A 20,702-nucleotide genomic window follows, 5' to 3' on the forward strand; every position below is an offset into this window, starting at 1 on the left:
GATGGCTCTCAAAAAGAGAACCAGCGGCTGGCTCATTTGTTCATGATATGTTCTAATATAAAGCTAATGGCGCCGGCAGAGTCAATCGAATTGGCGCATCCAAAGATTCATGAGCGGAATCAAAGAGATTCAAACATGGACGTACAACGCAAGCTGGAAATTCTGGCGGATGCCGCCAAATACGACGCATCCTGCGCCTCCAGCGGTACCGAGAAGCGGGATTCCAGCGACGGCAAGGGCATGGGCTCGACCGCCCCAAGCATGGGCATCTGCCATTCCTACGCGCCGGACGGACGCTGCATCTCCCTGCTCAAGGTGCTGCTGACCAACGCCTGCAATTACGATTGCCTCTATTGCGTCAACCGCGCCTCTTCGAACGTCCCACGCGCCCGCTTCACCATCGACGAATTGGTCAAGCTCACGCTCGACTTCTACCGGCGCAATTACATCGAGGGCCTGTTCCTCTCCTCCGGCATCATCCGCAGCCCTGATTACACGATGGAGCAAGTGGTGAGCGTCGCGCGAAAACTGCGCGAGGAGCATCATTTCCGCGGCTACATCCATCTGAAGACCATTCCCGAGGTCGACGACGCGCTGATCGCCGAGGCCGGCAAATATGCCGACCGCCTTTCGATCAACATCGAGATGCCTGAAGAGACGAGCCTGCAGCAATTCGCGCCGGAGAAGGACGTGCGTGCGATCCGCCGCACCATGGGCCGGCTGCGGCTGAAGCTGGACGAAGCCGAGGAGAGCCGCAGCGCCAAGACGAAGGCCAAACCGCAGCGCTTCGCGCCCGCCGGACAAAGTACGCAGATGATCGTCGGCGCAGATAGCGCCTCCGATCACACCATTCTCCACACCAGCGCCAATCTCTACGGCGCCTACCGGCTGCGGCGCGTCTATTACTCCGCCTTCAGCCCGATCCCCGATGCCAGCCGCGCGCTGCCCCTGCGCGCGCCGCCGCTGCTGCGCGAGCACCGGCTGTACCAGGCCGACTGGCTGATGCGGTTCTACGGCTTCGACGTCGGCGAGATCGTCGACGACAGCGCGATGCTGCCGCTCGACATCGATCCCAAGCTCGCCTGGGCGCTGCGCCACCGCGACCGCTTCCCGCTCGACGTCAACCGCGCCAGCCGCGAGGAGCTGCTGCGGGTGCCGGGCTTCGGCACCAGGACGGTCGAGCGCATCATCGCGACGCGGCGCACAACCACGATCCGCCTCGCCGATCTCGCGCGGCTGCATGTGCCCCGCAACAAGGCGCTGCCGTTCATCGTCCTCAGCGATCACCGTCCCTCACCGCATCGTCTCGATGCCGCCGGGTTGATCGAACGGTTCAAGCCGAAAGCAACGCAACTGGGATTTGACTTCTGATGCAGTACATCATGCTCGACACCGAAACCGATTTCGACGGCTGGCGCAAAGCCGCGCGCAGCCTCGTGCTCCATCACGTGCCGCCCGGCGCGGTCACCTGGACCGTGCAGGGCCACGAAGCCGAGCTGTTCGCACCGTCCTCGCCGTCTCCGATCCTCGAGGTGAATGAGGGCACGTTCACCGTCTCGGTAAAATTCGTCGAGCTTGCCAAGGCGGCGATCCTGCATCGCGACAGCGAGCGCTTTGCGATCCTGTATCGCCTGCTGTTCCGGCTGAAGGACAATCACGATCTCATTGAGGTCGCGACCGACCCCGATGTCGCGCTTGTCACGGCCATGGCGAAAGCGGTCTATCGCGACGAGCACAAGATGCATGCCTTCGTGCGCTTCCGCGAGATCGGCCGGGAACGCCAGGCGCACTACGTCGCCTGGTTCGAGCCGGAGCATCACGTCGTCGAGCTCGCCGCGCCGTTCTTCGCCAAGCGCTTTGCCGACATGCCCTGGTCGATCCTGACGCCGGACCTCTGCGCGCATTGGGACGGCCATGCGCTCTCGTTCACGCCGGGCGTCAGCAAGAGCGAGGCGCCGGGCGAAGACCGGCTGGAGGAAACCTGGCGGCGCTACTATGCCAGCATCTTCAATCCGGCCCGGCTCAAGGTGAAGGCGATGCAGGCCGAGATGCCGAAGAAATATTGGAGGAACCTGCCCGAGGCTTCGATCATTAAGCCCTTGATTGAGGACGCCGAGCGCATGACCGGCGCCATGATCGCCAATGCCGCAACCGATCCGCACAAGCCTCAGAAGCGGCCGGAGGCTCCGATGAGACGCAAGCCAGCTGCCGACGATCTCGAAACGCTCCGCGAGGAGGCCGCGCATTGCCGCGCCTGCCACCTCTACAAGGACGCCACACAGACCGTGTTCGGCGAAGGGCCGAAGAATGCAACAATCATGCTGGTCGGCGAGCAACCCGGCGACAAGGAAGATCTTGCCGGTCATCCCTTTGTCGGCCCGGCCGGGCAAATGCTCGATCGCGCATTGGAGGAGGCCGGCGTCGATCGCAAGAAGGTCTATGTCACCAACGCGGTGAAACACTTCAAATTCGTGCCGCGCGGAAAGATCCGCCTCCACCAGAAGCCGAACACACCCGAGATCCGGGCGTGCCGGCAATGGTATGAGCGGGAAGTTGCGGCGCTCCAGCCCGAACTGATCGTCGCCATGGGAGCCACCGCTGCGCAAAGCGTGTTCGGCAAGATCACTCCGATCGGCAAGAACCGCGGCCGGCTGATCGAGCTTCCCGAAGGCCGCAAGGCGCTGGTGACCGTGCACCCGTCCTATCTGCTGCGACTGCCTGATCCCGAAGCCAAGGTTCTGGAATATCGGCGCTTCGTCGAAGATCTGAAGATCGCCGCCGGCCTGCAGAAGAAGGCCGCACGGGCTGCGTGAATACAGCGGGAAATGGCTTCACGCCGTTGTTGACGATCCGATTTCTCAAACAGACAAGGGCCCGTGGAATGCACGGGCCCTTCATCTGTGCTTCGGACCCGGTCCTACGACGCCGCGAGTTGCTCCTCGACCAGCTTCACCCAATAGGACGTGCCGTAGACGATCGCCTCGTCGTTGAAATTGTAGGCGGGATGATGCAGGCCGGCGCTGTCGCCGTTGCCGCAGAAGATGAAGGCGCCGGGCCGCGCTTCCAGCATGTAGGCGAAATCCTCGCCGCCCATCAGCGGCGCCATCTCGTGGACATGGGCCTCGCCCGCGACCTGCGTGGCGATGCGCCGTGCCACTTCGGTCTCCGCCGCATGATTGTTCACGACCGGATAATTGCGCTTGTAGTGCAGGTCGATCTTGGCGCCGGTGATCTGCGCCATGCCCGCCACGACTTCATGCACGCGCTTCTCGACCAGCTTGCGCACCTCCGGCGACAGCGTGCGGATGGTGCCTCTCAGGGTCGCAGTCTGCGGAATGACGTTGCGGGCGTTGCCGGCGTGGAATTCGCAAATCGATACGACCGCCGATTCCAGGGGATCGACGCTACGCGAGACGATCGACTGCAGGGCCGTGATCACCTGCGCGCCGACCAGCACGGAATCGACGCATTTGTGCGGACGCGCGGCGTGGCCGCCGACACCCTCGATCATGATGTCGACTTCGTCGGTCGCCGCCATGATCGGGCCCGGCCTGATCGCGAACGAGCCGACCGGGATGCCCGGGCCATTGTGCATGCCGTAGACCTGCTCGATGCCGAACCGCTCCATCAGGCCGTCCTTGACCATGGCCGCGCCGCCGGCGCCACCCTCCTCGGCGGGCTGGAAGATCACCACGGCATCGCCGGCGAAATTGCGCGTCTCGGCGAGATAGCGGGCCGCCCCGAGCAGCATCGCGGTGTGGCCGTCATGGCCGCAGGCGTGCATCTTGCCGGGAATCTTGGAGGCGTAAGGCAGATTAGTCTGCTCCTCGACCGGCAGCGCGTCCATGTCGGCACGCATGCCGATCACCTTGAGCCCCTCGCCGGTGGGCTTGTTGCCCTTGATCACACCGACGACGCCGGTCTGGCCGAGACCGGTCACGACTTCGTCGCAGCCGAACTCCCGCAACCGGTCCGCAACGAATGCTGCGGTGCGGTGGACATCATACAGCAGCTCGGGGTGCTGATGGATGTCCCGCCGCCAGGCCTGGATATCGGGTTGAAGGTCGGCGACGCGGTTCACGATGGGCATGGAAGGTCTCGAGCTGTTGGAGATGCAGGTCTGTCTACCATGCAAGCGTCGGTCCACCCAACCGCCGGCAATCGGGGTCTAGCCCTGTTCACCCGGCATGGCCGGGCTTGTCCAGGTCGGCTGCGTCTGCCTATTAACGGAAAGCAAAGAGACCATCCGGGTGGAAGCAGAATGCCGAGGCGGCTTGAAGGTGAGTTTGACTACATTGTCGTCGGAGCCGGCACCGCGGGCTGCATCGTCGCCAACCGGCTGTCGGCTGTCCCAGGCAACCGCGTTCTCATCCTTGAAGCTGGTGGCGACGACAACTGGATCTGGTTCCATATCCCGGTCGGCTATCTCTTCGCGATCGGCAATCCGCGTTCGGACTGGATGTTCAAGACCGAGGCCGAGCCCGGCCTGAACGGCCGCTCGCTGGCCTATCCGCGCGGCAAGGTGATCGGCGGCTGCTCGGCGATCAACGCCATGATCTCGATGCGCGGACAGGCCGCCGACTACGATCATTGGCGCCAGCTTGGCCTGACCGGCTGGGGCTATGACGACGTGCTGCCGTTGTTCAAGCGCCTCGAGGACCACTTCCTCGGCGCCAGCGAGCATCACGGCGCCGGCGGCGGCTGGCGCATCGAGGCGCCGCGGCTGTCATGGGCCATTCTCGACGCGGTCGGTGACGCCGCCGAGGAGATGGGCATCAAGCGCATCCCGGATTTCAACACCGGCGACAATGAAGGCACCAGCTATTTCCACGTCAACCAGAAGCGCGGCCGGCGCTGGTCCTCGGCGCGCGGCTTCCTCAAGCCGGCCTTGAGGCGCCCCAATCTGCGGCTCGAGAAGCACGTGCTGGTCGACCGCCTCATCATCGAGCAGGGCCGCGCCGCCGGCGTGCGCTTCATCCAGAACGGCGAGATCATCGAGGCGCGCGCAAAGCGCGAGGTGGTGCTCTCGGCAGGCTCGATCGGCTCGGTGCAGGTGCTGCATCGCTCCGGCATTGGACCGGCCGACTGGCTGTCGCCGCTCGGCATCGACATCGTCATGGACAAGCCCGGCGTCGGGCGCAATCTGCAGGATCACCTGCAGCAGCGCGCGATCTACAAGGTCGAGGGCGTGCGCACGCTGAACGAGACCTATTACAATCTGTTGCGCCGCGGCCTGATGGGGCTCGACTACGCTTTCCGCCGCCGCGGCCCGCTCACCATGGCGCCGTCGCAGCTCGGCATCTTCACGCGCTCCGATGCGACGCGCGCCCGCGCCAACATCCAATTCCACGTGCAGCCGCTCTCGCTCGACAAGTTCGGCGATCCCCTGCACCGTTTCCCTGCGATCACGGTGAGCGCGTGCAATCTGCAACCGACCTCGCGCGGCACTGTGCGGTTGCGCGCGACAACGCCTGACGAGAAGCCGATCATCGCGCCAAATTACCTGTCGACCGATGACGACCGCCAGGTCGCCGCCGACGCCGTTCGGACCACGCGGCGCCTGATGCAGCAGAAAGCGCTGGCCAAATATCGCCCCAGTGAATATCTGCCCGGCCCCTCCGTCGGCGACGACGATGCCTCCCTCGCGAAAGCCGCCGGCGACATCGGCACCACCATCTTCCATCCCGTCGGCACCGCGAAGATGGGCACTGCGAACGATCCAATGGCGGTGGTGGACGAGCGGTTGCGATTCTACGGCCTCGACGGCCTGCGCATCGTCGATGCCTCGATCATGCCGACGATCACCTCGGGCAACACCAATACGCCGACCGCGATGATCGCTGAGAAGGGGGCCACGATGATCCTGGAGGATGCGAAGTAGCATCCCATCGCTCATGATCGATCCGCACCGTTTCTCAATCGGTCCCGCCGACGCAGAGATCGCCATGCTGCAATGGGGCGAGAGCGGGAAGCCGCCTGCCCTGCTCGTACACGGCACCGGCTTCGTCGCCCACGTATGGCACGAGGTCGCGCGCGAGCTCGCATCGACCTACACCGTCTATGCCCTCGACCGACGCGGTCATGGCGCAAGCCACAAACCCGGCGCCTATCATTTCCTCGATTACGCCGACGACGTCTGCCGGGTGGTCGATACGCTCGATCTCCGCGACATCTACGGGATCGGCCACAGCGCCGGTGCGACCGATCTCCTTCTCGCGGCGAAACTCCTGCCCGGTCGCTTCGCGCGCCTGTTCGTGATGGAGCCGACCGTCATGGACCCGCGCGCGGCGCGCTCCGGCGGATTGAGCGAGGAATCGCTCGCCCGTGTGCAGGGCACGCTGCGCCGACGCGCCGAGTTCGACAGTCCCGACGCCGTGTTCGAACGTTACCGCGCAGCACCGGCGTTTGCGGATTGGACCGAAACCTCGCTACGGGCGTATGTGCGCCACGGCTTCGCGCCCCTGGATGACGGCCGCGTCCGGCTCTGCTGCACGCCCGAAATCGAAGCCGCGATCTTGCTTCCCATCTACGAGGCGATGGAGCAGGTCTACATTGGGGATGCCCGCGGCAATCCGTTTGCCTCGCTCACCAAGCTCGACTGTCCGGTGCGCGTCACGACAGCGGCGAAGTCGGGTCCAATCTACAAGGAGATGGCGCGACGCGCTGTGTCGCTGATCCCGGGCGTGACTACGCGGGTTTTCGAGGATGCCGGCCACTGCGTCGCGCAGGAAGTGCCGGAGCACGTGGTGGAAGCCGTGCGCGAGTTTGCGGAGTAAGTTTCGGCCGCGGACGAGGCGGCCTGAGCGATCGTCTCTAGGCCGACCGTCGCACGGCGTTGTCCACCAGTGTCTTACCGAGCGACCAGATCGCGCCGGGGACCTTGTGGCTGCCGGCGATGACGTCGTCGAACGCCTTCTCGATCCAGGCGCAGTCTTCCTCGGTGATCGTGAGTGGCGGCAAGAGCTTGATGGTGTGGCTGCCGTGGCCGGCGACTTGCGTGAGGATCTTGTGATCTTTGAACAGCGGCACGGTGATGAGCTGGCAGAACAAGCCCTTGTTGGCCGTCTCCAGCACGTTCCAGGAGGCCCGCAGGCGCAGCGACTTCGGGGGACCGAATTCGATGCCGATCATCAAGCCCTTGCCGCGGACCTCCTTGAGCAGCTCGTAGCCCGGCACCATGCGCGTCAGCGCGAGGCGCAGCTCGGCGCCGCGCTTGGCGGCCGCATCGATCAGCTTCTCCGATTCCATGACGTCGAGCGTGGCGATGCCCGCGGCCATCGCGAGGTCGTTCTTGGAGAAGGTGGAGCCGTGCACCACCGCGCGGTCCATCTGGTTGAAGATCTTGTCGAAGATGCTCTTGCGCGTCAGCACGGCGCCGACCGGCACGTGGCCGCCCGACAGCGACTTCGACAGCAGCACCATGTCGGGCTCGACGTTCCAGTGCTCGACCGCGAGGAAGCGGCCGGTGCGGCCCATGCCGGTCTGGATCTCGTCGGCGACAAACAGCGTGCCGTATTTCTTGCAGAGCGCGGCCGCGCCGGGCAGGAACTCGTCGGTGGGCATGTTGACGCCCTTGCCCTGGATCGGCTCGACCACGAAGGCTGCGACCTCGCGCGAGGCCAGCGCCTTTTCCAGCGCCGCCAGGTCGTTGAACGGGATCGCGGTGCAGCCCGGGAGCAGCGGCTCGAAGCCGGTGCGGAAATTGGCATCTCCGGTCAGCGACAGCGCGCCGTAGGTCAGTCCGTGATAGCCGTGCGCGCAATAGACGATGCCGGGACGCCCCGTCGCGCCGCGCGCGAACTTGATCGCGGCCTCGACGCATTCGGCGCCGGAATTGGCGAAGAACGCCTTGTCGAGATAGGGAACGTATTTCAGGAGGCGCTCGGCCAGCACACCTGCGAGCGTCGAGACGTCGAATTGGACGAGGTTGGGCAGGTCGGCATCGAGCACGCTCTTGAGCGCCTCGCGCATGACCGGATGATTGCGCCCGATCGCAAACACGCCGAAGCCGGACAACAGGTCGAGATAGCGCGCGCCCTCACGGTCGTAGAGATACTGCCCATGCCCCTTCTGAAAGCCGACATCGTAGCCGATGGTCTTGAGAACCCGGACGAACTGCTCGTTCAGATACCGGTTATGCAGGGTGCTGCGCTGGGCCTGACGGTCCGCGAATAGCTGAGACATGTCTGGATTTGGGCTGTGCATCCGCTACATACTTCGGTTGAGGGCCGTCTCGTCAACTGAAAACGGACCGTTACTGAAAACGGTCTGTGCGGCCTTTTGCCCTTTTTCGGACCATCTTCGCAAGCACAGCTTTAGACCATGTTGCACTGCCAAGGAACACACATGCGTTTGGCCCTTTACACCGGACTAATACTGGCTGGCGGTTACGCCGGCCTGACGCCCGCGCTCGCCGCGGATCCGACCGGCGACTGGCGGGTCGCCGACGGCGTTGCCAACATTCGCGTCGCCCAATGCTATGGCAGCATGTGGGGCGCGGTTTCCTGGGAAAAACAGCCCGGCGGACGCGACCAGAACAATCCGGACGCCTCGAAAAAGAACAGGCCGACGCTCGGCATGGCAACCCTGATCGACATGAAGAAGAAGCCCGGCGTCGATCAGTGGGAAGGACAGGTCTACAACGCCAACGACGGCCAGCTCTACAGCGCGACCATCACGCCGGCCGGTCCCGACCAGCTCGAGATCAAGGGCTGCGTCATGGGCTTCCTCTGCGGCGGCGAAACCTGGACCCGGGTCGGCCCGCCGATCCCTTCGAGCCCTGCCAACGCCATGGCCAAGGGCGCAGCGAAATCCAGCGGCACTGCGCCGAAGCCCCAAGGGGGGCAAGCGGGGCAAGGGGCCCAAGCAGCCCAAGCCGGGAGCGGCACCACCACGCCTGCGCCCGCAGCTCCCAAGGCCGCCGGCGCAGCCAAGCCCGCTCAGAAGGGCGCCGCCGACCCGGTCGGCGACATCTGCCTACTCGCTGAGATTGCGGGGTTTGCCCATTAGGGCCGGCTGAAACAGCAGCACGGCGGCAAGCGTCGTCACCAGCGAGAGTGCCAGCAGCTTGCCCATGCTGGACGTGCCGGGATGGCTCGACAGCCACAGGCTGCCGAACGCGGTCGCGGTCGTCAGCGCGCTGAAAAAGATCGCGCGCGTCAGGCTGGTCTGGAGCAGGTTCGTCCTGCCCGAGCGCCAGGCCACGACATAATAGATCTTGAAGGCGACGCCGACGCCGAGCAGCAGCGGAAGCGCGACGATGTTGGCGAAGTTGAGCGGCAGTCCGATCAACACGCAGATCTCGAGCGTCACCGCGCCGGCAACTAGCAGCGGCACCAGCGTCATCAGCACGTCGACGAAGCGGCGCAGCGTGATCCACAGCAGCAGCCCGATCACCAGCAGCGCATAGACGCCGGCGTGGATGAACGCCTTCACCACGGTGTCGCCGGATTTCAGGATCGAGACCGGCCCGCCGATCGCAGTCGGCTCGGCCTGGAGCACCGCCGCCGCGAATTTGCGCAGCGTATCGTTGTCGTTGGGATCACCCTTGGGCAGCGCCTCGACGCGGATGATGCCGTCCTTGCTCTTCCAGGCGCTGACGAGATCGGGCGGCAGTGAGCTCAGGGTGACGGGACCTGCCTGCATCGCGTTCCTGAGCTGGTCGAACACGATCTTCAATGGCACGACGAACACGTCCTGCGCCTTGTTGCGCGTGGCCTCGTCGCCATTGGCGAGCTTTTCGAGCGCATCGGCAAGACGGCGCGAGGCGACAGCGCCCGGGCCCTTCGCGTCGCCGGCCGTCCGGCGCAGATTGTCGACCGACGATTTCAGCGATTCGACATTCTCCTGGTCCGTCGGTGCCGCATCGATCTGATCGGGGTTGAGCGCGGGATTCAGCACCTTGGCGCCCTGCGCGATGAGCTTCAGCTTCGGCGGCTGGTCCTGCGGCACGAAGCTGTCGAGCGACATCACCCTGAGAACCTCGGGCACCTTCTCCAGCTTCGCCTCGACCTGCCTTGCCTGCTCCTCGGACGTGGTCATCACGTTGATGGCATTGGCACCAGTATTGGGGTCCTTGCGCAGATCGAGGAAGGTGGCGATCGACTCGGCGTGCGGATTGCGCAGGTTCATCGGGTTGAAGTCGAACTTCATGAAGTAGAGCAGCGGCAGGCCGCCGAGCGCGAGCAGCAGCGTGCCGCCGACGATCAGCACCCGATGCTTTTCCAGGAAGTGATCGAGCGGCGCCAGGAAGGCGTACCCGACAGGCTCCGGCTCGCCGGGCGGGTTCAGAAGCTTGAGCAGTGCCGGCAGCACGGTGATCGACGAGATGAACGCCACCAGCATGCCGACGCCGGCGATCTGGCCGAGCTCTGCGATGCCCTTGTAGTCGGTCGGCATGAAGCAGAGGAAGCCCGCGGCCGTCGCCATCGCCGCCAGCGACAGCGGCACCGCCGAGCGCTTGGCTGCCAGCACCAGCGCGCCCGCGAGATCATCGTGCTTGTAGCGCTCCGAGCGGTAGCGGACGCTGTACTGGATGCCGAAGTCGACCCCTAAGCCGACGAACAGCACCGCGAACGCAATCGACAGCAGGTTGAACGATCCGACCATCATCAGGCCGGCCGCTGTCGTGATCGCCAGACCGACGAACAGATTGACGAACACCGCGAAGATGATCTTCGACGAATGCAGTGCGAGCCACAGGATGACCAGCACGACGAGAATCGTGCCGACGGCGTTGACGACCGCGCCCTCTTGAACGGTGGCGTATTCCTCGTTGGCGATCGGCACCGGGCCGGTCAGCCGCACCCGCGCTTGGTATTTGCCAGCAAAATCCAGATCCGCCGCCGCTTTCCGGATCGCGTCGGTCGCATCCTTGCCGGGCTCCAGCGCGTTGTAGTCGAGAATCGGCTTGAACTCGATGAAGGTGCGCTTGTCGGAATCCTTGAGCGGCTCGTCGCTGACGAGTTCGCGCCAGGAGAAGCTGGCGTTGCCCTTGTTGAGCACGGTCTCGACTGTCTGCGCGATCAGGTTGAAGGGCCGCTCGGTGCTGTCGAGCTTGACCTGGCCCCGCTTGACGCCGGCAAGGCCGGTCTCCAGCGCCCCGGTCAGGCCGCGGATCGAGGGATCGCCGGCCATGATCTCGATCAGCGGCGCGGCGGCTTCGAACTGGCCGGTGATCTTGCCGACCTCCTCGGTCGGCAGGAACAACAGGCCGTTCCGCTCGAAGAACGCGCCGCTGCCGAGCTGTTGCATCGAGTGGAAGTTGGTCCTGTCGTCCTTCAGCCTGGCATAGAGCGCGTCTGCCGCGGCGCTCGCCATTTCCGGCGTCCTGGCCTCGACCACAGCGAGGATCATTTCGTTCTGATCGAACGCCTTGTCGAATTGCTGGTCACGCTGCCGCCAGTCCAGATTCTGGGCAATCAGCGAGTTGATATCGGTGTTGATGGCGAAATGGCGCGCAGCGTAATAGCCCGCCCCCACCGACAGCAGGAGCCCGAGAACGACGACGAGGGAGGCAAACCGGGTGCAGGCCCTGACGATGGCAACGACGACGCTTTGCAGCACTTCTTTTCTTTCTGCGGTTAACAGCTTGCCGGAAACGCCCGCTGTTTATCGGAGTTCCCGGCCGAAACCTATTGCTGTTTTGGGTGGTTCTCGCCGCCAGAAGGTTCGAGGTAAACGGCGGGAGACCGTGGCAAAATCATGCGGGGCGGCCGTATAGCCAGGGAGTTGAGGCGGGAACGTGACGAAGGACTATGCAGGAATGTCGCGCACGCAGGCACACCGCAATCCCTACTAAAATACCTCATAGACGCCTCCCTCAGCGGTTCCACCTTCCCCTGCCGCCGATTTTTTGACACAAAGTATTGCGCCTCCATGCGCCGGCGCCGTCCACAGGGGTGGGTGGCTACCGCAGGCGCGAACCAATGGTGCGGATATTGCAACTCATTGGTCAGTATCGGAGTGCCGCTTGGGGACTGCAAAGAGCGGATTGGTGCAACTTGCGTGATGGGCGTCCAATGGAAGTTTATCTGGCGCAACCGCGTGGCTTCTGCGCGGGGGTGGTACGAGCAATCGAAATCGTGGAGCGGGCGCTGGAGAAGTACGGCCCGCCCGTCTACGTGCGCCATGAGATCGTGCACAACAAATACGTGGTCGAGAGCCTGAAGGCCAAAGGAGCCATCTTCGTCGAGGAACTCTCCGAGGTACCGCCGAAGGCGGTGACGGTGTTCAGCGCCCATGGCGTCGCCCGCAGCGTCGAGGAAGAGGCCGTGGCGCGCGACCTTCCGGTGCTCAATGCCACCTGCCCGCTGGTCACGAAAGTTCACAATCAGGGGAAGCGCTACATCGGCAAGGGCCGCAGCCTGATCCTGATCGGCCACGCCGGCCATCCCGAGGTCGAGGGCACGATGGGCCAGGTCCCGGGGCCGGTGCAGCTTGTCCAGAGCGTTGAAGAGGTTAAGGCGCTGACCCTGCCGGCGGATACGCCAGTGGCCTACATCACCCAGACCACCCTGTCGGTCGACGACACCAAGGACATCATCGCGGCCCTTCAGGCCCGCTTTACAGACATTCAAGGTCCGGATATCCGGGATATCTGCTATGCGACACAGAACCGCCAATCTGCGGTAAGGGACTTGAGCAAGCTGGTCGACGTGATCTTGGTGGTGGGCGCTGCCAACAGCTCGAACTCGAACCGGCTCCGCGAAATCGGCACTGAGGCCGGCGTCGCGAGTTATTTGATTGCCGACGGCAGCGAGCTCAATCCGGAGTGGTTGAAGGATGCCAGGACCGTCGGCGTCACGGCCGGCGCTTCGGCGCCCGAGGTACTCGTGGATGACGTGATCGAAGCGATGCGGCGGATCGGACCGGTAAAGGTCTCGGTGTTGCCGGGCCGCGAGGAAAACATCGAATTCCGGCTTCCGGCCCAACTGGCCGCGAGCTGACCCACCCGAATTGAAAAGCCCAGAAAGAAACCTGTAATGGCTATCCCGTTCTTCAAGGAAATGCGTATCGGCGGCTATTTGCTCAAGCAGAAACTGCTTGGCCGCAAGCGCTATCCGCTCGTGCTGATGCTGGAGCCGCTGTTCCGCTGCAACCTCGCCTGCGTCGGCTGCGGCAAGATCGATTATCCCGATGCGATCCTCAACCGCCGCATGACGGCGCAGGAGTGCTGGGACGCCGCCGACGAGTGCGGCGCGCCGATGGTCGCCATTCCCGGCGGCGAGCCGCTGATCCACAAGGAGATCGGCGAGATCGTGCGCGGCCTCGTCGCGCGCAAGAAGTTCGTCTCGCTCTGCACCAACGCGCTGCTGCTGGAGAAGAAGCTCGATCTGTTCGAGCCCTCGCCCTATCTGTTCTTCTCGGTGCATCTCGACGGCCTGCGCGACCACCACGACAAGGCCGTGTCGCAGAAGGGCGTGTTCGACCGCGCGGTGTCAGCGATCAAGGCGGCCAAGGCGCGCGGCTTCACCGTCAACGTCAACGCCACCATCTTCGACGGCCACCCGGCCGAGGAGATTGCCAAATTCCTCGACCTCACCACCGAGCTCGGCGTCGGCGTCTCGATGTCCCCGGGCTACGCCTATGAGCGCGCGCCGGACCAGGAGCACTTCCTCAACCGCACCAAGACCAAGAAGCTATTCCGCGACGTCTTTGCGATGGGCAAGGGCAAGAAGTGGAATTTCATGCATTCCGGCCTGTTCCTGGACTTCCTCGCCGGCAACCAGGAATACGAGTGCACGCCGTGGGGCATGCCCGCGCGCAATATCTTCGGCTGGCAGAAGCCCTGCTACCTGCTCGGTGAAGGCTACGCGAAAACCTTCAAGGAGCTGATGGAGACCACAGACTGGGATTCCTACGGCACCGGCAAGTACGAGAAGTGTGCCGACTGCATGGCCCATTGCGGCTACGAGCCCACGGCCGCGACCGCAGCGCTCAACAACCCGCTGAAGGCGATGTGGGTGGCGCTGCGCGGCGTGCGGACGAGCGGCCCGATGGCGCCGGAGATCGACCTCTCCAAGCAGCGCCCGGCGCAGTACATCTTCTCCGAGCAGGTCCAGAAGAAGCTGTCGGAGATCCGCAAGGACGAAGCCGCTGCCGCACAGGCAAAGGCCGCGCAAAAGGCTTCGACGGCGGCGTAAAGCGCAGAGCCCGTAGCCCGGATGGAGCGCAAGCGAAATCCGGGATGGTCTCTCCAAGGCCCCGGATTACGCTTCGCTCCGTCCGGGCTACGAACGTCGAAACAAAAAGGCCCGGACGCCAATGGCGACCGGGCCCTTTCTTTATTCTCAGATCGAAGCCCCCGCTCAGGCCGCCTTCGACACCAAGGCCTCGCTCTCGACGAACTCCGTCCCGATCAGATAATCGCGGCAGCCGCGCAAGGAGCGCAGCGCGCGGTTGAAGTCGATGCCGGTCGAGACCAGGGCATGCAGCGTTGCCGGATTGCGCACGATGCCGCGCAGCACGGCTCCGAGGTCGATCTGGCCGTTCGGCTTGATCGCGGCGCGGGCCAGCGCCGGCAGCGCGCGGTGGGCGGGGTCGCTGATGACGCGGACCGCGGCGAAGGGCAGCCCGGCGTCGGCGGCGTAGGCCGCGGCGATGTGGCTTTCCATGTCGACCGCGGCGGCCCCCGTTTCGGAGTGCAGGGCCGCCTTGCAGGAGCGCTTCGTGACCACTTCCTCGGCACCGGCGAGGCTACCGCGCACGACGCGGCGGCGGCCGGACGTCAGGCGATCGATCAGATCGTCGCCGAGCGACAGGCCGGCGGCCCAGCGGGTGTCGCCGGAGAGCACCTCGGTCGCCAGCACGACGTCGCCGGAGCGCAAGCTCGGGTCGAGCCCGCCGGCCACGCCGAACGAGATCACGCCGCGAATCGTCTCAGGATCCACCACCGTCAGAAGCGCCCGCAACTGGGTCGGGCTGCTGGATGAACAGATGACCGCCATTCCGGGCCCAGCAGCGATGCGGGCCTCCTGAACCAATCCGGTCACGATCAGTATCGGCCGCGGGTCGATGGCCTGACCCGCGGTAACATAGTCCCCCGTCCCCAAAGTCACATTCCGACCCCTACCACCCTGCTGTTGGTGTTCCGCAAGTTCCGATACCGCGCCAACGCCCACAGCGGAAAGAACTTTGGGTAACCATGATAACGTAGGTAGAACACGCGGGGGAAGCCTGTGGCGGTGTACCGCTGCTCGTCCCACAGTCCTTTTTTGTCTTGTGTTGCAATCAGGTACTCCACCCCGCGGGCAACGGCCGGGTGATCAACCTCGCCTGCCGCCATCAGGGCAAGCAAGGCCCATGCCGTTTGCGAGGCGGTCGAGGGGGCGGCCTCCCAGCCCTTGTAGTCAAGCCGGTAGCTGACGGCGTCCTCGCCCCAGCCGCCGTCGTCGTTCTGGATCGAGGTCAGCCAGGCCGCCGCCTTGCGGATCATGGGGTCCTTGTGGTCGACGCCGGCCATGTTGAGGGCGCACAGCACCGACCAGGTTCCATAGATGAAGTTCATGCCCCAGCGGCCGTACCAGGACCCCTCCGGGTGCTGGGTCTTCCGCAAATAGGCGACCCCGGCGGCCACCTGCTTGCTGGTCTTGGCGGTCTCACCGAGCTGGGCCAGCATCGAGATGCATCGCGCCGTGACGTCCTCAGTCGGCGGATCGAGCAGCGCGCCATGGTCCGAGAACGGGATGTTGTTGAGGTAATATTCGAGGTTGTTGACGTCGAAGGCGGCCCAGCCACCGTCGTCGCTCTGCATGCCCTCGATCCACTCCCGGCCGCGGGCGATCGCGTCGTCATAGCCGGCCGCACCGTGCTCCCGGCGCATGCGGTCCATCGACATCACCACGACGGCGGTATCGTCGAGATCGGGGTAATGGGCATTGTTGTATTGGAAGGCCCAGCCGCCCGGGCGCACGTCGGGCCGCTTCACCGCCCAGTCGCCCTTCACCTCGAGCTCCTGCCTCGGGATCAGCCAGTCGAGGCCCTGCTTGGCGGCCGGCACCGCCTTGTCACCGCCGGCCTCCAGCAGCGCATGCGCGGTGAGCGTCGTGTCCCACACCGGAGAGACGCAGGGCTGGCAATAAGCTTCGTCGTCCTTGATGACGAGCAACTTGTCGATGCCCCGGCGCGTGATCGCGCGTGGCGGGAAGTTCTCGTCCTTGCCGAGGGCGTCGTACATCATGACGATGTTGGCCATGGGCGGGTAGATCGCGCCCATGCCGTCCTCGCCGTTGAGCCGTTCCTCGGTGAAGGCGAGCGCGGCGTCGATCGCGCGCTTGCGCAGACTCTTCGGAAACAGCGGCTCGATCACGCGCAGGATCGCATCGAGCGAACGAAACAACAGAAACCAGGCCATGCTCTGGTGCGGCGCCTTGGCGGTCATGCCGATCGAGCGCGGATCCTGCAGGAACAATTCGTCGATGCCGACGCCCTTCGGATTCCTCGCGCGCGGCTTCAGCGCGGCGATCACCATCAGCGGCACCATCGTAGTGCGCGCCCAGTAGGAGATCTTGTTGAGGTGGAACGGCGACCAGAAGGGCAGCAATACGATCTCGATCGGCAGCACCGGCACCGCGCGCCAGGTCACGACGCCGAAGGTTGCGAGCAGGAAGCGGGTGAAGACGTTACTGTTGATCGCGCCGCCGCGGGCATGGATTGCCTCGCGCGCCCGCACCATATGCGGCGCGTCGATGGAATCGCCGATCATCTTCAGCGCGAAGTACGCCTTCACGCTGGCGCTCATGTCGAACTCGCCGTCATGCACCAGCGGCCAGCCGCCATGGGCGCCCTGGATGCGGCGCAGATAGTTACCGATCTTGGCTTCGAGCACGGTGTCGACGGGCTCGGCGAGATAGTGGCGCAGCAGAACGTATTCGGCCGGAATTGTGCAATCGGCCTCGAGCTCGAACACCCAATGGCCGTCGGATTGCTGGAAGCCGAGGATGCCCTGGGTGGCCGACGCAATGCTCGATTCCAAAGCTTCGCGGCTGGTCGCGGTCACGGAATCCATGTCGCTCGATTGCTCCGATAGTCGATTGAAAGTTGACCGGGAGAATTGCCCGTCGGGCCGCCTTTCAGGATCCTTTGGCGGCCAGAACCAGATCGGCGGCGCGGTCACCCGACCGGACCGATCCCTCGATGGTTGCTGGCAATCCCGTAGCAGTCCAGTCGCCGGCGAGGAACAGGTTTTTCAGCGCAGTGACCGGCCCGGGACGCAGGGCGTTCTGGGCCGGCGTCGCCGCAAATGTGGCGCGGCGCTCGCGCACGATTTGCCAAGGAGGCAGCTCACCGGATACACCTCCAGCCTGGCAGACCTCGTTCCAGATCGTCTGCGCCAGTTCCTCGCGCGGCATGTCGACCAGGCGGTCGCCATTGCTGATGGTCACCGAGAGCCGGTTCGGGAACGCGAACAGCCATTCCACCACGCCGCCGATCACGCCGAGGATGGGCGCCGAGCCCGGCGGCGGCTCAAAGCGAAAATGCGCGTTCACAATGGCGCGGAATTCGGTCGGCGTCTTCAGCCCCGGCAGCAGGTTGGCTGCCGCGCGCGGCGGCACCGCCATCACGACGACATCGCCCGCGCCGAGCTGGATCAAATCCTCGCTGCCGAAATTCAGTGCGGTCACCTTGCCGTCCGTGCTGACGAACGAGCGCAGCTCATGGCCGAGCTGAACGGTGTGGCCACGCTCTTGCAGAAACTTCACGGCGGGCTCGATCAGAACCGCGCTGAGACCATCGCGCGCAATCAGCGGACGGCAGGCCTGCCCGCCCGCAAGCAGCGTCTCCCGCACGATGGCGCCGGCGAGCCCGGCCGAGCCCTCGGGCGGATCGACGTTGAGAGCTGCCAGCAGCAGCGGCTGCACCAGGCGCTGATAGAGGATGCCCTCGGTCGGAATCGACTTGCCGACCAGCGTCTCCTCCGACGCCCAGATCAGCGGCGCCAGCTTGAGATAATCGGAAAGGCCGGTGTCGGGCACGCGGCGGCTTTCGTCGAGCACCCAGGTCGGCCACCGGCCATCGCCGAGATCGATCTGCCAGCGCTGCCCGGTCTTGACATCGACGAACGGAAATTGCGCCCGCTCGGGGCCGACCAGGCCCGCCTCGGTGCCGATCGCGCGCGCATAGGCGCGCGCATGGCTGTTGCCCGACAGCAGCAGATGATTGCCGTTGTCGATGGTGAGATTGGTGGCGCCGTCGAAATAGGACCGGCAGCGGCCGCCGGCCTGGTGCGTCGCCTCGTGCACGGCGACCTTGAAGCCGGCATTGGCGAGCCGCACGGCGGCGGAGAGGCCGGAAATTCCAGCGCCGATGATGTGAGCTGTGTTTTGCATCAGATGAAAGCGTAACGGAGCAGGATCAGGATGCGCGTGATCTTCGACACACGCACCGGCTCGCGCGGCGCGGAGAAGCCGCGCGCGATCAGGAGGTCCAGAATGGAATGGTAGTATTTCGACATGATCCGCGGCGCGCGCACGGCGCGGCGCCTGCTGCGGTTCATGATCTCGTCCGACTTCTCGAAGTGCACCTTGGCGCGCTGCGCCAGCGGCATGCAGACCTTCGGCAGCGCGCGCTCGGCGATCACGCGGTTCGGATCATCAGAGGTGATGCCGGCATGCAGCAGCGCCTCGCGCGGCAGATAGAGCCGGCCAAGGCCGGCGTCCTCGTCGATGTCGCGCAGGATGTTGGTGAGCTGCAGCGCGCGGCCGAGGTGGTGCGCGAGCAGGATGCCGTCTTCCTCGGGCATGCCGAACACGCGCACCGACAGCCGTCCCACGGCGCTGGCGACGCGATCGCAATACAGATCCAGCGTCGCCATGTCGGGCGCACGGATGTCCTGCGGCACGTCCATCTCCATGCCGTCGACGATGGCGAGGAAATCCTCGCGCTTGAGCCCGAAGGTCTTCACCGAGGCGACATAGTCCTTCAGCCGCGGCGGCGGATGGCCCTGATAGAGCGCGTCGATATCGTTGCGCCATTCCTGAAGTGCGGCGAGCCGCTCGTCGCGCGGGCCGTCGGAATCGGCGATGTCGTCGACCTGGCGGCAGAAGCTGTAGATCTGAAACATCGCTTCGCGCTGATCACGCGGCAGGATGCGCATCGCGGCATAGAACGAGCTGCCGGATGCGGTCGAGCCGTAATTGGCGCCGGGCGTGGTCGCCTCAAGCGTCATGGGCAGTCCCCGGTCTGGAAATGGCCTTGCGATGGATCGCACGGCGGCCAACTTCGCCGATGATCCCGGCGAGGCTGAAGGCGAGCAGCTCGAATTTGTTCAGATGCACGCGCTCCCGCAAGGGATCGCGTACCTTGAGCAGGCGCACGATGCGGTCGGCATAGGCCTGGATGACGGAGACGTCGACGCCGAGACGGAAATCCCGGATCTCGGCTGCGAGCGACCTGCCCTCTCCGAGCAGCGCCTCGTTGCGTGCGGCGAGCGACTGCAGGCAGGCCAGCATCGCCGGCGGCGACTGCGCGAGACCGAGCTGCTCGACGGTGGCGCCGTGTGCTGCCAGCGCATCGCGCGGCAGATAGACGCGGTTGAGCTCGCGATAATCCTTGCCGCAATCCTGCAGGTGATTGTTGATCTGAAGGCCCGCGCAGAGCGCGTCCGAGGCGGCCCATGTCGAGGTGCTCTCGCCGTGAACGTCGAGCATGAAGCGGCCGACCGGCATCGCCGAGTAGCGGCAATAATGGATGACCTCGTCCCAGGTCTCGTAGCGCAGCTTGGTCACGTCCATGCGGAAGGCGATCAGCACGTCGAGCGCATGACCCGGCGCCATGCCGCGCTCGGCCAGCGCGCGGCGCAAGCTGACGGACTCAGGCTGGGTGTCACCCTTGCCGAGCAGTTCCGCCTCGAGCAGATCGAGATAAGCGAGCTTCTGGTCGGGGGGGAGCGTGGCGTGATCGGCGATGTCGTCCGCGGTGCGGACGAAATTGTAATAGGCCAGGATCAGGGCGCGATGACGCGGATGAATGATCCAGGACGCGACGGGAAAATTCTCGTCGCGGTCACCCTTGCCGGATCGCAATTCGCTCGCAGAGGTCATCGAGGGCTGGTTTACAATCGTTTGGACAGGAAGGCCTTTTTCGCTCGGGCGGGCTCACGCCGGCGACGCCGCCGCGGCCCCCATATAGGGGAATACGGCCGCAAAACCAATCCTGTCCGTCGATGGCTGCCCCTTCGAATTGGGCCCGGAAAAGCGGCCGAGGGCCGCCTTTCTAGGCCAATGGCCGAGTTTATTGATTGTGGTTCTTCAGCACCTGGTCGCAGGCCTGCGAGATCTTGGCCCGGTTCTCCTTGAGACAGGCCAGGATGGTGAAATCGCCCTGGTCGATGACCGGGCGGCAGAACTTCTGCACATCGCGGGTGCAGGCCTTCTGCTCGGCGTCCGTGCCACGCCCTTGTTGGGCGAACGCCGCCGTCGAAAGGGAGGCCGACAGCAGGGTGAGAGCGACGAGAAGATTGCGCATTGTATTCCTTCATTCTGACGGCAGAATCGCACCGATCCCGGACTGCGCAGGGCGGATGGCCGGAACGGATTGGTTCTGATGGCAAGTCGCCGCTTGTAGCGGCCTCAGGGAAGGCACAAGCACTGGCAAATGCGGCCAAATTGGCGCCGCCCCCGCCGAATCAGGTCTTCCCCGCGCCTTCATTGACAGATGTAAGGGATTGATACTACATCATAATTTGGGAGCATTGCGTTTTA

At 64.7% G+C, this 20,702-nt stretch carries 16 protein-coding genes; 7 read left to right on the top strand and 9 right to left on the bottom strand.

Annotated elements, in window-relative coordinates; genetic code table 11:
* Positions 1–135 precede the first annotated feature (135 nt).
* Both I6F17_RS33075 and I6F17_RS33080 read left to right on the top strand, forming a co-directional pair.
* Positions 136–1,371: a putative DNA modification/repair radical SAM protein gene (locus I6F17_RS33075; protein WP_225131247.1), complete on the top strand. Its 1,236-nt coding sequence runs from the start codon at positions 136–138 to the stop codon at positions 1,369–1,371.
* On the top strand, positions 1,371–2,813 hold the full coding sequence (locus tag I6F17_RS33080) for a UdgX family uracil-DNA binding protein (RefSeq protein WP_225131248.1): 1,443 nt from the start codon (positions 1,371–1,373) through the stop codon (positions 2,811–2,813). The genes I6F17_RS33075 and I6F17_RS33080 overlap by 1 nt, the downstream gene beginning before the upstream one ends.
* Before the next feature lie 104 nt (positions 2,814–2,917).
* Here the strand turns inward: I6F17_RS33080 and I6F17_RS33085 are convergent, their stop codons facing one another.
* A complete protein-coding gene (locus I6F17_RS33085; protein ID WP_036023104.1) occupies positions 2,918–4,090 on the bottom strand; it encodes a M20 aminoacylase family protein in 1,173 nt (390 codons plus the stop codon).
* Between the two features lie 171 nt (positions 4,091–4,261).
* Between I6F17_RS33085 and I6F17_RS33090 the strand changes: the two genes are divergently transcribed.
* Together I6F17_RS33090 and I6F17_RS33095 are read left to right on the top strand one after the other, a co-directional pair.
* Complete coding sequence (locus tag I6F17_RS33090; RefSeq protein ID WP_225131249.1) at positions 4,262–5,881, top strand: GMC family oxidoreductase N-terminal domain-containing protein; 1,620 nt, start codon at positions 4,262–4,264, stop codon at positions 5,879–5,881.
* A 13-nt stretch (positions 5,882–5,894) separates the two neighbouring features.
* The gene (locus I6F17_RS33095) at positions 5,895–6,776 is read left to right on the top strand and encodes an alpha/beta hydrolase (RefSeq protein ID WP_225131250.1); all 882 of its coding nucleotides are present in this window, start codon (positions 5,895–5,897) and stop codon (positions 6,774–6,776) included.
* A 37-nt stretch (positions 6,777–6,813) separates the two neighbouring features.
* On the opposite strand, the gene hpnO is transcribed toward I6F17_RS33095, so the two are convergent.
* On the bottom strand, positions 6,814–8,205 hold the full coding sequence (gene hpnO, locus I6F17_RS33100) for an aminobacteriohopanetriol synthase HpnO (RefSeq protein WP_036042881.1): 1,392 nt from the start codon (positions 8,203–8,205) through the stop codon (positions 6,814–6,816).
* Positions 8,206–8,346: 141 nt separating this feature from the next.
* On the opposite strand from hpnO, the gene I6F17_RS33105 reads away from it, so the two are divergent.
* On the top strand, positions 8,347–9,009 hold the full coding sequence (locus tag I6F17_RS33105; RefSeq protein ID WP_193760177.1) for a DUF2147 domain-containing protein: 663 nt from the start codon (positions 8,347–8,349) through the stop codon (positions 9,007–9,009).
* On the opposite strand, the gene I6F17_RS33110 is transcribed toward I6F17_RS33105, so the two are convergent.
* Positions 8,977–11,565, bottom strand: a complete 2,589-nt coding sequence (locus I6F17_RS33110) for an MMPL family transporter (RefSeq protein ID WP_225131251.1) — start codon at positions 11,563–11,565, stop codon at positions 8,977–8,979. The genes I6F17_RS33105 and I6F17_RS33110 overlap by 33 nt on opposite strands.
* A 455-nt stretch (positions 11,566–12,020) precedes the next feature.
* On the opposite strand from I6F17_RS33110, the gene ispH reads away from it, so the two are divergent.
* On the top strand, positions 12,021–12,947 hold the full coding sequence (ispH, locus tag I6F17_RS33115; RefSeq protein ID WP_225131253.1) for a 4-hydroxy-3-methylbut-2-enyl diphosphate reductase: 927 nt from the start codon (positions 12,021–12,023) through the stop codon (positions 12,945–12,947).
* Positions 12,948–12,983: 36 nt separating this feature from the next.
* On the top strand, positions 12,984–14,144 hold the full coding sequence (gene hpnH, locus I6F17_RS33120; protein ID WP_036006086.1) for an adenosyl-hopene transferase HpnH: 1,161 nt from the start codon (positions 12,984–12,986) through the stop codon (positions 14,142–14,144).
* Between the two features lie 165 nt (positions 14,145–14,309).
* On the opposite strand, the gene I6F17_RS33125 is transcribed toward hpnH, so the two are convergent.
* From I6F17_RS33125 to I6F17_RS33150, 6 genes are all read right to left on the bottom strand, one after another.
* Complete coding sequence (locus I6F17_RS33125) at positions 14,310–15,059, bottom strand: phosphorylase (RefSeq protein ID WP_036006088.1); 750 nt, start codon at positions 15,057–15,059, stop codon at positions 14,310–14,312.
* Positions 15,056–17,008 (bottom strand): squalene--hopene cyclase, encoded by a 1,953-nt coding sequence (gene shc / locus I6F17_RS33130; RefSeq protein WP_036042877.1) that lies wholly within the window; start codon positions 17,006–17,008, stop codon positions 15,056–15,058. The genes I6F17_RS33125 and shc overlap by 4 nt, the downstream gene beginning before the upstream one ends.
* A 64-nt stretch (positions 17,009–17,072) precedes the next feature.
* Positions 17,073–18,329 carry a hydroxysqualene dehydroxylase HpnE gene (gene hpnE, locus I6F17_RS33135; RefSeq protein WP_036042876.1) on the bottom strand — a complete coding sequence of 419 codons (1,257 nt, stop codon included), beginning with the start codon at positions 18,327–18,329 and terminating at the stop codon, positions 17,073–17,075.
* Positions 18,329–19,168 (bottom strand): presqualene diphosphate synthase HpnD, encoded by an 840-nt coding sequence (hpnD, locus tag I6F17_RS33140; protein WP_036042875.1) that lies wholly within the window; start codon positions 19,166–19,168, stop codon positions 18,329–18,331. The genes hpnE and hpnD overlap by 1 nt, the downstream gene beginning before the upstream one ends.
* Complete coding sequence (gene hpnC / locus I6F17_RS33145) at positions 19,158–20,042, bottom strand: squalene synthase HpnC (protein WP_225132115.1); 885 nt, start codon at positions 20,040–20,042, stop codon at positions 19,158–19,160. Before hpnC ends, hpnD begins: the two co-directional genes overlap by 11 nt.
* 190 nt (positions 20,043–20,232) lie before the next feature.
* Positions 20,233–20,466 (bottom strand): hypothetical protein, encoded by a 234-nt coding sequence (locus tag I6F17_RS33150; protein WP_025035011.1) that lies wholly within the window; start codon positions 20,464–20,466, stop codon positions 20,233–20,235.
* Between the last annotated feature and the right edge of the window lie 236 nt (positions 20,467–20,702).

Origin of the sequence: Bradyrhizobium sp. NBAIM18 (assembly GCF_020193825.1) — a bacterium.
GTDB lineage: Bacteria > Pseudomonadota > Alphaproteobacteria > Rhizobiales > Xanthobacteraceae > Bradyrhizobium > Bradyrhizobium yuanmingense.